Source organism: Ectobacillus panaciterrae DSM 19096 (assembly GCF_000430785.1).
GTDB classification, from domain to species: Bacteria; Bacillota; Bacilli; order Bacillales; family Bacillaceae_G; genus Ectobacillus; species Ectobacillus panaciterrae.
Genome location: NZ_AUMR01000098.1, coordinates 1 through 13,541 on the forward strand (window position 1 = coordinate 1; position 13,541 = coordinate 13,541).

Consider the following 13,541-nt stretch of genomic DNA (forward strand, 5'->3'; position numbering starts at 1 on the left):
TACTTTCTCGCGAATATGGCCATAGCCTTTTTTAGGATTTCATTTTCCTCCTGTAAGCGAGCAATCTCCTTCTGAAGTTGCTTCATGTCTTGAAGAGTCATTGTTTCATCTTGAGATACTTGGATGGGTGAAAATTGTTTAATCCACTTATACAAGGCTGTTTCCGATATGCCATATTCGTCTGATAACTGTTTTACTGAGCTGCCAGAGTGATAAAGATCTACCACCATTTTTTTAAAATCTTCGTTGTAATGTTTGCGTTCCATGTCTGGACACATCCTTTCTGTCATTCATTGTACTGACCACACAAAGATGTGTCCATAGAACTATACTAACTCCAGTTGCTTAGTCAGATAAAGGAAGGAGCCCCTGCATAGGTGCAGAGAGGAGATGGCAAATCCGCTTCTCATGGGACCTTGTCTTTGTTGGTGCTAAGAAACCTCCACTTCAAGGAGCGGATGCGAGTAAGTGGGGGAGGTTCATAAATTAGCTTATTCTGGCATATACTACCCTTATTAAAATGAATGGAGTGGTTATATGACTAATGGATTTGAAGAGCAATCTAAAGAACTCACTAAGCAAGAACAGTTAGCCAGTTTATTATCTCAACGTGAGGAATTAATGTTTTTAAAGAAGGAAAATGCAGACTCTGAAATGAGGAATCAAATTGAAAAAATTGACAGTGAGATTAAGAAATTAGAGGAGTCCTGATGGGCTCTTTTTGTTTATATTATTTTTGTTTATTATTCATCTTCAACTACACAGCAAATTATCTTAATTATTGTGTTAAAAGGTTACAACTCGGTATTTTACTGACTGTAGCCTTTTGGTTTTTCGCAAATATTAATCTGAATCCTATATTAAGAAAAAAATCTAAGAAGCCTTCAAGAAGGTACTCCTTTGAACATGAATTGTGAAAGTTCACGATTAATTTACCGTTTTTCTCCAGTAATATTAGTACAAGTAAGTTAAAAGAACTGTTGAATACAGATGAAAAAAATTTAAATCAATTACCTTTTGTTTTGTTGTTGCAACTTTTTTAAGGTTTTGTAATAGCGTTCTTCAAGAGGATGGTTTGAAATATGTGTTTCCCATTCATTTTTAAAAGATAAAAGAATTCTTTCATATGTAATTAAAATATATTTTCTCTTCGAATCCATGCCTTCTGCAAATATCTCCATATTGAATTGCAAGAGGGGAGGACAAGGGGTTTCAATCCCATCTAAGATGACTTCCAAAGATAATTTTGAAGGTATTAAGTTGCACATCCACAAAAAGGTGTTGGGATATATGATGTCATCACCTGAACCCACAATGAACCATTCGTTTTCTTTTTCAGTTCTACGGCATTTCATTTGCTCATTTTGTACAATAAGATGTATTGGATCTTTAATTGATAAGGCGGGATATTTTGCTATAGACTGCCCTCTATTATGAATGCCTGCCATAATCTCTGACAAAATAAAAATTCCGTTATCGGTTCGTTCTGTATATTGTGGTTTAAAGAAATAATGAAATAAAAGATCAGGTTGTTTCGGTCTTGTAAAAATGTCCCTCACTTCATATTCTTCCATTGGAATAGATTGAAAGTTAAAACGTTTGTAATAGCGGTTATCATTGGCCATATGTGGTGCATCTTGGCTTTTTGGTATGCAAATGACATATACAAACCGTCCAGGATTTGTTGTTTTTAACTCAATCGGATGAATACGTAATCCTTTGATTCTTCGATGGATGGAAGCGTTTAATACTTGTTCAATCCATTCTTTCGATATTTCCTCCTGATCAAATCCTTTGTCAAGTTCAGAAAACAGTTGATTTTCTTCAATGGCTCCATAAATAATCGTTCCTCCCGCAGCATTTGCAAATGATGAAACATCTTTTGATAACTCTTTTTTATATGCTTCAGTAACGTGTAGAGCTGCACACGATTTGAATTCTAATGTTAAACTTTCTTTCGCTTTATTTTTAATTAATGATAGTAAGTCTTCTTCTGTCCATTTCCACGGTTTTTTCAAAGTAAGTCCTCCTTTCTGATAAGGTTTCGTCATGAAATGGGGTAATTTATATGAGTTTAGTTATATCAATTCGATTTTGCTTATCTTCTTGTTTTCCCATCATAGCCGCATCAAACCTCCAAAATAAAAGAGCCTATGTAAGTACATCGTACTACATAAGCTCTGAAAATGTTCGAAGAAGTTGGCCAACTCGGAGAGTTTGTCAACAGCCCCATTTGAGAATCTCTTTTTTCAATTCCTTCTTTATAGAGTGGATGGGCAAAAAAATATGTAATTGGATGGTTTCTTTTTTTTAATCATTGTTATCATAAAGGAAAGAGAAGGTGTTTATCATTATTTGTTCTGTATTTAATCTTAGTTAACAGGAATCAGTTGAATCTATCTGTTTCTACAACGAATATGAAAGCAACAATGCTTTTCAATTTGACGAGGAGATTTACAACTAAGCCATATTCTGTTAGGCGAAATATGACAAATTTAACTCGTATTTATCTTATGCTTTTCCTAGTTCTTTTTTTCGGCATTGGGCGGTATATAACCGTAGTTGCGTAGTTCTTTATTCTATGGCTGTGTTAATTGTTAATGTTGATAATTAAATAAAATTAAGGGAAATCCTAACTGTAAATATTTCCCACTCCTACTTAAACTAAACCCGTTTAGTTTAAGTACAATTTTGTACAAAAAGTGAAACGTTAATAGAACGGTCTAATTTTCTAAAAAACTGTCCGCTCTATGACTATGTATTATAAGTTATATAATAATGTTAATTTAGAACGTAACGGAGATGATGAAATATGACATGGGCTGTTTTGCTTCCGATAATTCTCATAGGTATTGTTAAAGTATTAATTTCCAGTCTTCCAAACAGTGTTGTGGAATCGTTTATCAGCAAATTTGAAATGCATTCAAAACTTAGTGACGCGAATGTCATCGTAACCATTGACGGAAAACGCTTGGAAGGTGAAGACAAAATTCAAGTTATTAATTATTTTAACGAGGCTATATTTTTAGAACGATATTATATATTTCCAGGATACGAGCAATTTTATTTACATCCAGAGAACGGTGGGACTCCATTAGTCATTGATACTAAAAGAGGTAAAAAGGATGTTAGGTTATTTGTGTACAGTTACAACGATCACGTTGATGTAGTCAAACAGTACAAGAAGAAAGTAGTCGCGTATAGGCTGCTTTCTGATAGTCTCCAAAAACGTTCTATGTCAGCAACAGGGATTTAGTTTAAAAGGATCATAAAAAAGACGGCCTTTTTTTATCTATGAAGGGACACTGCCTGTTAGAACAGGTGGTGTCTTTTTTGTATAGAAATTCGCAGTTTATTGTGTAGGATATATAGTCTTTAAATTTCCTTCTAGTCATTAGAGGAGAACGTAAGCAGTATTTTATTTACCGGTTTTTTATTCACTTGTATATAGGTTATGTTGCTTATGTCAATGACGCGAACATTTAGTACGAAATATGTAAGAATAGCGAAATGAAACATGTAAAAAGTTTTGGTACCTGTATATAACGAGTCTGCCTTATTATAGTCCGATCCTGCCGTATAAATATATGTGAGTGGTTGTTAGGTTTGAGTAATTGGGTAAAAGAGAGATTTTTAAAACTTTTTTAAAACTTCTCCTATAAAGTAAGGGTAGAAATTACGATTATTTCTTATAAAGATGAAGGAGATAACTAATATGGCTAAAATGGGACACAAGATGATTACACTATGTTCTGCGGCAATTGGGATCATCTATACTTCGGGATATATTGTTACGGAACCAGTAAAAGTAGAATCAGCACAGGCCTCTGTACCTGCGCTAAAACAACAGGTTGCGCATAAAGGTTCAAGTATTGCATCTAGAACTGTCAAAAAAACATATCAAGATGGTACGTATTACGGCAGTGGAGCGAATCATATTGGTTCAGTAGAAGTAGCAGTTACAATCCAAAATGACAAAATTAAAAATGTACAAATAACCAACTGTACGACATCCTATTCTCAATCTTATATTGATGGATTACCGCAGCAAGTGTTAGACCGTCAAAGCGCAAATGTAGATGTGGTTTCTGGAGCAACAAGAAGTACAGAAGATTTCCAAGAGGCTGTCCAAGAGGCATTGATAAAGGCAAAACAATCTAATACATCATATAGCACTCAAGACGAGGGGGATTCGACAGGGTATGCAGAGTAATAAGAGAAAAAAAACTTATGAGAAGTCTGTACTTTACATGGGTACGATCGTTTGTATAAAAGTAGTTACATCTCGCTCTAAAGTAGAAGTTGAGGAAAGAATAATAAGAGCGTTTGAAACATTCCGTTTTGTGGAAGGAATATGCAGTCGCTTCAATGAGCAGAGCGAAATCAGACGCCTCTCATCGCAAATCGGAATTCCAGTTCAGGTGAGCGATATTCTCTTCGAGGCAATTCGCTTTGCATGGGAGGCTGCGGATTTGACTGAAGGTGTCTTTGATCCGACGATAGGTCATATGCTAGAGGAATACGGGTTTAATCTTCATTACTTAACAGGAGAAGAACTTGTATCGAGCTTATCTGCCGTATCTCCTGTCAGCTATCGAGATGTTGTACTTGATGAAGAAAAGCGGACTGTGTTGCTTAGTAAACCGCTTTTACTTGACTTAGGTGCTGTTGCGAAGGGATTGGCAGTGGATCTAGCTGTCAAGGAGCTATGCGATTTTGAAGGCTTCGTTATTGATGCTGGCGGAGATATTTTTGCCGGTGGAGTGAACGAAAGGGAAGAACCATGGGTCATCGGCATTCGCCACCCTTTACGGGGAGAAGAAACAATATGCACAGTACAACTTACAGATGCTGCAATCTGTACTTCTGGGAGCTACGAGCGAATCAGCCCTGTCAAGGAGAATATACATCATCTCATCAATCCGCATTTAGGAATATCGCAGTCTGACATTGTAAGCTGTACTGTCATCGCACCTTTCGCCATGATGGCAGATGTTTTTTCGACAGTATCCTTTCTACTTGGAGCAAAGAAAGGTGCAGAGCAACTTCAACATGTTGGACTTGAAGGGATATGGGTTACATCGTCTTTAGATCTGCATAGGACAAAAGGGATGGAGGAATATTTATATGAACACGTATAAAAAAGTACCTTCGATGGAATATCCTCAACGCAAATATATCAGTACGTCGAGAGGGTATGTTGTCCTGGATGAAACAAGAGAACGCCGTCATAATCAAAAGCGCAGCTCGAACGTACTTACTACACCAAAACGATACATTTTGGCCATGCTTTTGCTTATGATGGGAATTGCACAAATCAATTCGGGTGCGTATGCAGGTCTTATAAATGTAGGAGCTGCAGTTATAATTGCTGCGCTGTTAGACACTCTTATCGCATGGAAGCGAAAACGAAAACTTACATTTCCTGATGGAGCTGTCATAACTGGGCTTATTGTAGCACTCGTATTAAGTCCCATGGTTTCATGGTATGTTTCCGGAGCAACTGCGGCAATTGCTATCGTGTCTAAGCATTTGTTTAAAATAAAGAAAAAACCTGTTTTTAATCCAGCTGCTTTCGGGCTATTAATAACAACTGTTTTGTTTTCAAGCGGACAAAGCTGGTGGGGGGGACTATCCATGTTGCCAGCTTGGTGTATCGTTTTTTTACTTATCACCGGTTTTCTCGTAACACAGAAGGTCAACAAATTCCCACAGGTGTTCGCTTTTTTAGGTGTTTATTTTCTTTTGCTTCTTATCATGGGAGTAGCAAAACTTGGTGGTAGTGGTGATATGATGAGAATTCCTTATATTAACTCTGCTTTATTCCTAGCCTTTTTCATGCTAACTGACCCTCCGACTTCTCCCGGGAAATACAAAGATCAGATTTTATTTGGCAGTATCACAGCTTTAGCGAGTGTAGCTGCCTACATGTTATTTGGCGGATTAGTGTTTCTGTTAGTCGGGGTATTGACGGCAAATGGCTGGAAAGCGTGGAAAACATTCAATAATAAAAACGCATCAAGTATCTCGTCATTTCTAAAGCAATTTACGAAATCATCTAAGCGGCGCTCTACAACCCGGTGATGAATTATTTCTGTATACTAAAAAAGCATTAAAATCAATAAAAAGGGTGTCAAGCCATACTGAATAAGTATTCTTGACACCCAAAGATACGTTACGTCTCCTAAAGAGGAAGCTTTATCGAAACGCGGGTTTTTTTATGCAGTTCACTCCATATTTTAATTTCTCCGTTATGAGCTTCTGTAATCCACTTAGCAATTGATAATCCCAAACCAGTTCCTCCTTCTGATCTCGATCTGCTCTTATCGCTCCGATAAAAGCGGTCAAAAATGTGAGGGAGATCTTCATTTGAGATACCGATTCCTGTGTCTTCTATTATGATCATGATGAAGTTACCTTCCTTTTTACAGGTAACTCGAATTGTTCCGCCCTCCACATTATATTTCATCGAATTATCCATCAAAATCACAAGGAGTTGGTGAATGCGCTCTTTGTCTCCGACATATATGAGATTGCTTTCAATATCTTGAATAATTGAAATGTTTCTTAGTTCTGCAATCGGTTCAAATTGATGGACAATTGTGCTAGCCAATTCTCCTATAGGGAACTGCTGACGTTGAATGAGAAGTTGATTGGAGTCTGTTTTTGCGAGAGTCAGCAAATCTGATACTAGCTTATTCATTCGTTTTACTTCTTGCAGAACTTTGTAAATGGTCACACTTTCCTGTTCTATCGTATATTGCGGGTGACGAAATAACAATTCCAAATATGTCTGAATTACGGATAAGGGTGTTCGTAATTCATGAGATGCGTCAGCGGCGAACTGGGTTTGTTTTTCCCAGGATTGTTGAATGGGAACGAGCGAGCGTTTGGCTAAAAACAGCCCTGCGAGAAAAGAAATATTGAGGCCTACGACACAACCAAGAATGATAAGTTTTAGTAAATTTTGAAGCAAAGCGGCCTCAGGGTCTGTGTTTAACACTAACTCGATAGTTCGAACTGATTTTGTATTTGATTCCTTTAAATAAAAGGGATCAGTATGAATCTTGAGAATACGGTAGACGTGTTTGTGAATCGTTTGTGTCCATATTTTTTTGTCCTGAAATCGAGATGGGGAAAAATCAGCAATATCAACAGAAAAGACAGCATTTTCCGGTATGCTTTTTATGAAATTCTCGCTTTCATCCCATAACAAGTAAACGACTTTTCGCTCTGCTTCCCGCTTAGAGTCGTGTTCCCTGATAATTCCATCGATTCCTTCCTGCTGAATTCCCTTGGCTATACTGTAAAGTTTTGTATCGGTATTTGCATAAACAAGATGATTCATATACAAATATAGGATAATGCCGAATGTACATAAGACGATTGAAAAAACAACAGTATTTAAGGCGACTAGCCGAATTTTAGTTCTGTGAAACATCATCATTTATCCCTTTCAGCATAAACCCAACGCCCCGTACTGTATGAATTAAATAGTCATAATGAAAAGCGCTTAATTTTTTTCTAAGGTGATGGACATATACATCAACGACTCCAAGGCCTACATCAGAATCAAGACCCCAAATTCGGTTGAATATTTGGTCGCGAATTAAGATTTGTTCTCTATTCCGTAGGAAGTATTCTAATAGCTCATATTCTTTTATGGTCAAATGGAGTTTGTCGTTGTCTATATATCCATCGTGCTCTTGGACATTCAGACGGATAGGACCATAGGAAAGTTCCTGATCCCCTATAGTTCCTTTTTCGCGCAAAAGTACCCGTAGCCTTGCAAGCAATTCTGGAACTGCAAAAGGTTTGATTAAATAATCATCCGCTCCGGCATCAAGACCTTTAACTCGATCTTCTACACTATCTTTAGCAGTAAGAAGCAGAATCGGTGTTTTGATGGAATTAGTACGTAATTCTTTTATAATTTCAAATCCATCAATTTCAGGAAGCATAATATCTAGGATGATAGCATCGTAAATGTTTTGCTGCGCCAAGAACAATCCTTCATCACCGGTTATAGAAAAATCAATTTCATATCCTTCTTCTTTTAGAACACTTGTAACCCCTTCTAGAAGGGGGTGGTCGTCTTCAATAACTAAAATTTTCATTACACTCATCCATTCTACCAGATCTTCTTTTTTATACATTATACATCGTTCATTCTATACAATTCATTTATTAGTGAATAAAGGAGATACTCGGGACATAAGTTCACCATCCAGCAGAAGTAGAGAGTGTGTCTTTTATATACAAGTGAATAAAAAACGTCTTTTTAGAGAAAAACGAAAAGAAAAACATAAAAAAGGGGGAGCGCAAAGCGCTCCCCCTTTTTTCAACAGCCCCATCAGGACGGCTTTTTTTGGTTATTGTTTTGTGCTTTAGGGTATACATTGCGCATATCCGTCAATTTGGCGGACATAAAAAACCCTACGTTTAGTGCGTAGGGCGCTAATCTCAATTACTCCTCGTGCATTCCCATACAACGTTCACATTCATATAAATAAGACTCATGTTGTTCTTTAATTTCACATCCGCACTCACGACATTCCTTTTTAGGTATATTACGGTAAAACTCTAAATCCATCATAGTATTACCTCCTATATCGTTTATTTATTTCATTGTACTATAACAGGGAAAATAAAACAATACCTGTTGTATAAAAATGATGCACAAAAAAAAGAAGCCCTTATGCAATTAAACGTAAGGGCTTTTGCACATTATGCTACTTTTAACACTGATTTTTTAGGCTTCTATGTATAACTGACTAGTTTCTTCAACTTTTTGCTCTCGCTGGTTCATTCTAATAATGATCAGGAGTAAATAAGAGATAATTTAAGGGGATGGAGCTTGTCGTTATGCCATTTACTATCCAAACTTCGATTTTATGCTGACTCTACAAGTCAGTTCCCTTTAAACTTCAATTATTATAGGAAGAATCATGGGCCTTCTTTTTGTATGGGAGTATAAAAATTGTCCAAGCTTTTCTTTTATGTCTTTTTTTAGAACATTCCATTGCCTAATATTCGCTTTTTGTAAGTTGTTAATGGTCGTTGCAACTAGTTGATTAATTTGCTTCAAGAGATCTTCTGAATCGCGAACATATACAAATCCACGAGAAATCGTGTCCGGACCAGAAATAATTTTGCCTTCTGTTTTACTAAGAGTGATAACTATAACAAGCATACCATCCTCAGAAAGCTGTTTGCGGTCACGTAAAATAATGTTTCCAACATCACCAATACTCAATCCATCTACATATACATTCCCAGCAGGTATTCGTCTAGTTTGACGAGCGACATGGTTGTTTATATCGACAACATCACCATTGTTAATAATATAAATATTATCTTTCTTGACACCAACGGACTCTGCTAATAAGCGGTGATGATGTAACATTCTAAATTCACCATGAATAGGAATGAAATATTTGGGTTTCATTAAAGTGAGCATTAATTTTAATTCTTCTTGATAAGCATGTCCGGAAACATGCATTCCCGTTGAACTTCCCGTGCCATAAATAACATTAGCTCCCAATAGAAATAGATTATCTATAACACGTGAAACATTGCGCTCATTTCCTGGTATAGGAGTTGCGGCTAAAATGACAGTATCTTCAGGCAGGATATCTACCTGTCGATAGTTTCCACTGGCCAATCGAGATAGAGCAGCCATAGGTTCCCCTTGACTTCCAGTGCAAAGGACAACTACTTTTTCAGGATCCATTCGATTGATTTCATTTGCTTCAATTAACATTCCTTCAGGAACATTCAAATAACCTTGTTCCATTGCGACAGACACTACATTTACCATACTCCGTCCAAGCAAGGCAAGCTTTCTATTCGTTTTTAATGCAGCATTAACTACTTGCTGTACCCGATTAACGTTAGAAGCGAAGGTAGAGATAAAGATTTTCCTGCGAGCCTTCATGAATGCTTCTTCAATATGCTCACCGACAAATTGTTCTGATGGAGTAAATCCAGGACGTTCTGCATTCGTACTTTCAGAGAGTAGTGCTAAAACGCCGTTGCTACCGATTCTAGCCATTTTATGAATATCCGGATATTGATTGTTTACAGGAGTTAAATCAAATTTGAAGTCACCTGTATGCACCACTGTACCTTCTGGTGTATGAAAAGCAATACCAAGGCAGTCGGGAATACTGTGGTTAGTTTTGAAAAAAGTCAGGCTTATCTGTCCAAACTCAATAGCCGATTCAGAGTCAATAATAAACAACTGAGTTAGATTTTGAAGTCCGTGTTCTTTTAATTTAATTTCAATTAAACCTAGCGTTAGGCGTGTTGCATAAATTGGCACATTCAATTGTTTTAATAGATACGGGATACCCCCAATATGATCTTCATGTCCATGTGTAACAACTAAAGCTCGAATTTTATCCTTATTTTCTTGCAAGTATGTAATGTCAGGTATAATCAAATCAATCCCTAATAAACTTTCATCTGGAAATTTAGAACCGCAATCGATTACCACGATATCGTTTGAATATTGTATTGCATACATATTTTTGCCTATTTCATTTACGCCGCCTAAAGCAAAAATGGATAGTGTATTTTCTGCTGTGCTCAAAATTAATATCCTCCTTCTTTGAAACATTCAAGAATGTCCGAAGAAATACGGAATTCTTCTTTTTACGATTAACCTATTTAATTGAATATTGTTCCAATTTATGATGAAACAAATACTTAATTTCCTTTTATTCCCCAATGCGGGGCAGTTTTTCAAAGGCTTGGTTCAAATTAACTAATTTTCAATTTATATATTTTCCAATAAATTTGAATTTATTATCTGTTATACAATGAGGAAAAATAGCTTTATAAATGGATCAGCGCAAAGAAGCCAACCCAATATGATACCAGATATACATCCTACAAACAAAAAAGAGTCACTTCCTGTTAGAGAGTGACTTTGTATGAGCACGATTACTATATGTTACGGGGCTAGTATACGAATTACTATAAAGCATATTGCTTTACCCAAGGGAAGAAGAAACGTGTTCTATCATTTGCTTATTATTTTCGTTAAAGCTATCCCAAGAAATCCAACACCCATTCCTATAAGCCATCCAGATTGAGGATTTCCTAACCAAGCTCCCAATCCTCCACCAAGAAACATGCAGCCAACAAACACAACTCCTCCAACGCCCCATTTCTTCCGCTCCATAATTCAATCACACCCTTTCGATAAAACATATGCTATTAGCAAACCTTTCTTGCACATGATACGAGGTACCCGCATAGGAAAAACTTGTATAATAAGAATTATAAAAGCAGTGGATTTCACAAGTGAAATCACACTGCTTTTAACATTTAAATTGAGATTTAAAATAAAATTTAAATCAACTACGCGTATGACGGATGTATATATGGATTTTGCTAAAAACATGGGTGCAAATATAACACACGTATTTGATACGCATCTCCTGTTGTAACATTATTTATGTTTTTTTACATAAGTGGAATTCCACGTCTGGTATAATAAAAGGGGCTTATTAAGCTGTTATAGCACTTCATTTTTGATTAAGAAGGGAAGAAACTCTAAATGACAGAACATATGCAACCACTTAATCCCATTGCGTTTCATTTCGGACCTATTTCTGTCCATTGGTACGGAATTATTATTGGTATAGGGATTATGTTGGGACTTGTATTAGCTAATAGGGAAGGGAAAAAAAGAGGGATTCCTTCAGATACAATTTCAGATTTAATTATGTTAGCATTGCCGCTCGCGATTATTACTGCTCGAATTTATTATGTAGCATTTGAATGGGATTCTTATAAGAATAATCCGAGTGAAATTATAGCGGTTTGGCACGGAGGAATTGCGATTCACGGCGGGATTATTGGTGCTGTGCTTACTGCTATCTGGTTCTGTAAAAAGCGAAATCTTTCATTTTGGAAAATGTCTGATATTTTAGCGCCGAGTTTGTTATTGGGGCAGGCTATAGGTCGTTGGGGTAACTTCATGAATCAGGAAGCGCATGGCGGACCTGTATCCCGTAGTTTCTTGGAATCCCTTCATTTGCCTGAATTTATAATTAATCAGATGAACATTAACGGGACGTATTATCATCCAACATTCCTGTATGAATCTGTATGGAATATCACAGGGGTAGTTGTATTGATTTTATTAAGAAGAGCGAATCTTAAGAGGGGAGAAATATTCCTGTCGTATTTATTGTGGTATTCAATAGGAAGATTTTTTGTTGAAGGACTGCGTACAGACAGTTTAATGCTAACGTCCCATATACGAATCGCTCAATTAGTATCGCTTATTTGTGTTGTTGGCAGTTTGTTCATAATTTGGTATAGACGTAAGAAAGGATATGCCAGAGTTAGTTATGTCTCTGATTGATCGGAGGGGCTTGAATGGAACAACACAAGATGAAAACAAAGTCGCTTGAAACTGTTGATTCGAAATATATTCAACAACATTTAGCGAATGAGAGAACATATCTAGCTTGGATACGTACTGCTATTACGATTTCTGGTCTAGGGTTTCTTGTGGCAAATTTACATTTTGCTATGCGAAAAGAACTTACACTAACATATAATGAAATCGCCACTGGAATCGGATTAGGGTCGATTTTAGTGGGGATTGCAATTATTGTTCTTGCTACAATCAATTATCTCAATAAACGTAAGGGGATTAATTCCCAAACATTTCAGGCTTCTGGATCTTTAGCTATATGGGTATCGGTATTAGTCATATTGGTTATTGGAGTCATTGCTTTTTATTTTTTACTATTAATATAAATAAAATGACAAAAGGAAGAAATTGGAACTTCAATTAGAATGAAGAATGCAAAAGCACCGCTCGCAATATGAAGTGAGCGGTGTTTTTTCTGTTTCCAATTTCACTAGTTAAAAGTTACAAACACTTTTGAAAATGGAGCGGCTAGTGATTTTGGATAGATGACGGTTGCGGATATGATGACTGTAGAACTCACATATATTAATGTGGCTCTCCAATTTTTAAGGAAACGGACTAGATTTTTTATGTCTTCTATGCTGTTATATCTGCTATATCTATTCCATAATCCTAATATGGTGGAATCGTTGCGGTCATCGTGTGTAATGTATATGAAAAATGCTTTTTTCCTAAAATTCCCTAAGGAAATAAGTATTGCATAATCAAAATGAACATGTTATATTATGTTTCCGCCACTAATGAGTTATTCGAAAAGTGGCTGGGAAAAATAAAGTCAAAAAACTTATTTACAAAAAGAAATGTATGTTGTATGATTCTTTAATGTAAGTAAACAAGTTCTTTGAAAACTAAACAAAATGCGAAACGTCAATTTTTATTTTAAAGCTAGACAAACACTTTTATGGAGAGTTTGATCCTGGCTCAGGATGAACGCTGGCGGCGTGCCTAATACATGCAAGTCGAGCGAACCTCTTCGGAGGTTAGCGGCGGACGGGTGAGTAACACGTGGGTAACCTGCCTGTAAGACTGGGATAACTTCGGGAAACCGAAGCTAATACCGGATACTTTTTTGAGTCGCATGACTCGA

General features: G+C 36.5%; 13 protein-coding genes, 1 rRNA gene and 1 pseudogene. 8 read left to right on the plus strand and 7 right to left on the minus strand.

Annotated features, from left to right (window positions below):
• Positions 1–266: pseudogene (locus H540_RS0118825) on the minus strand (transposase); the annotation flags it as partial.
• Between the two features lie 271 nt (positions 267–537).
• Here H540_RS0118825 and H540_RS33385 point away from each other — a divergent pair.
• Positions 538–711 (plus strand): hypothetical protein, encoded by a 174-nt coding sequence (locus H540_RS33385; RefSeq protein ID WP_155891074.1) that lies wholly within the window; start codon positions 538–540, stop codon positions 709–711.
• Between the two features lie 299 nt (positions 712–1,010).
• Here H540_RS33385 and H540_RS31485 read toward each other — a convergent pair whose 3' ends face one another.
• Positions 1,011–2,018: an AlbA family DNA-binding domain-containing protein gene (locus H540_RS31485; RefSeq protein ID WP_051317188.1), complete on the minus strand. Its 1,008-nt coding sequence runs from the start codon at positions 2,016–2,018 to the stop codon at positions 1,011–1,013.
• Positions 2,019–2,812: 794 nt separating this feature from the next.
• Here H540_RS31485 and H540_RS0118840 point away from each other — a divergent pair.
• The 4 genes from H540_RS0118840 to H540_RS30255 all read left to right on the plus strand — a co-directional run bounded on the left by H540_RS0118840 (position 2,813) and on the right by H540_RS30255 (position 6,084).
• Entirely contained in the window at positions 2,813–3,256 is a 444-nt protein-coding gene (locus H540_RS0118840) for a YfmQ family protein (RefSeq protein WP_028401955.1), read from the plus strand.
• A gap of 459 nt (positions 3,257–3,715) precedes the next feature.
• Positions 3,716–4,213, plus strand: coding sequence for an FMN-binding protein (locus H540_RS30250; RefSeq protein ID WP_051317189.1), 498 nt, complete (start codon positions 3,716–3,718; stop codon positions 4,211–4,213).
• The gene (locus tag H540_RS0118850; RefSeq protein WP_028401956.1) at positions 4,203–5,141 is read left to right on the plus strand and encodes an FAD:protein FMN transferase; all 939 of its coding nucleotides are present in this window, start codon (positions 4,203–4,205) and stop codon (positions 5,139–5,141) included. Before H540_RS30250 ends, H540_RS0118850 begins: the two co-directional genes overlap by 11 nt.
• Positions 5,128–6,084, plus strand: a complete 957-nt coding sequence (locus H540_RS30255) for an RnfABCDGE type electron transport complex subunit D (RefSeq protein ID WP_051317190.1) — start codon at positions 5,128–5,130, stop codon at positions 6,082–6,084. Before H540_RS0118850 ends, H540_RS30255 begins: the two co-directional genes overlap by 14 nt.
• 100 nt (positions 6,085–6,184) lie before the next feature.
• On the opposite strand, the gene H540_RS0118860 is transcribed toward H540_RS30255, so the two are convergent.
• From H540_RS0118860 to H540_RS34090, 5 genes are all read right to left on the minus strand, one after another.
• On the minus strand, positions 6,185–7,441 hold the full coding sequence (locus H540_RS0118860; protein ID WP_028401957.1) for a sensor histidine kinase: 1,257 nt from the start codon (positions 7,439–7,441) through the stop codon (positions 6,185–6,187).
• Complete coding sequence (locus H540_RS0118865) at positions 7,425–8,117, minus strand: response regulator transcription factor (RefSeq protein ID WP_028401958.1); 693 nt, start codon at positions 8,115–8,117, stop codon at positions 7,425–7,427. The genes H540_RS0118860 and H540_RS0118865 overlap by 17 nt, the downstream gene beginning before the upstream one ends.
• A gap of 350 nt (positions 8,118–8,467) precedes the next feature.
• Positions 8,468–8,596, minus strand: a complete 129-nt coding sequence (gene yhfH / locus H540_RS32345) for a protein YhfH (protein WP_081415200.1) — start codon at positions 8,594–8,596, stop codon at positions 8,468–8,470.
• A 324-nt stretch (positions 8,597–8,920) separates the two neighbouring features.
• Positions 8,921–10,621 (minus strand): ribonuclease J, encoded by a 1,701-nt coding sequence (locus tag H540_RS0118875; protein WP_425388144.1) that lies wholly within the window; start codon positions 10,619–10,621, stop codon positions 8,921–8,923.
• Positions 10,622–11,026: 405 nt separating this feature from the next.
• Positions 11,027–11,188: a hypothetical protein gene (locus tag H540_RS34090; protein ID WP_028401960.1), complete on the minus strand. Its 162-nt coding sequence runs from the start codon at positions 11,186–11,188 to the stop codon at positions 11,027–11,029.
• 378 nt (positions 11,189–11,566) lie between these two features.
• Between H540_RS34090 and lgt the strand changes: the two genes are divergently transcribed.
• From lgt to H540_RS0118895, 3 genes are all read left to right on the plus strand, one after another.
• Positions 11,567–12,379, plus strand: a complete 813-nt coding sequence (gene lgt, locus H540_RS0118885; RefSeq protein WP_028401961.1) for a prolipoprotein diacylglyceryl transferase — start codon at positions 11,567–11,569, stop codon at positions 12,377–12,379.
• 14 nt (positions 12,380–12,393) lie between these two features.
• Complete coding sequence (locus H540_RS0118890) at positions 12,394–12,780, plus strand: YidH family protein (protein ID WP_245592291.1); 387 nt, start codon at positions 12,394–12,396, stop codon at positions 12,778–12,780.
• 572 nt (positions 12,781–13,352) lie between these two features.
• Positions 13,353–13,541, plus strand: a 16S ribosomal RNA gene (locus tag H540_RS0118895); the annotation flags it as partial.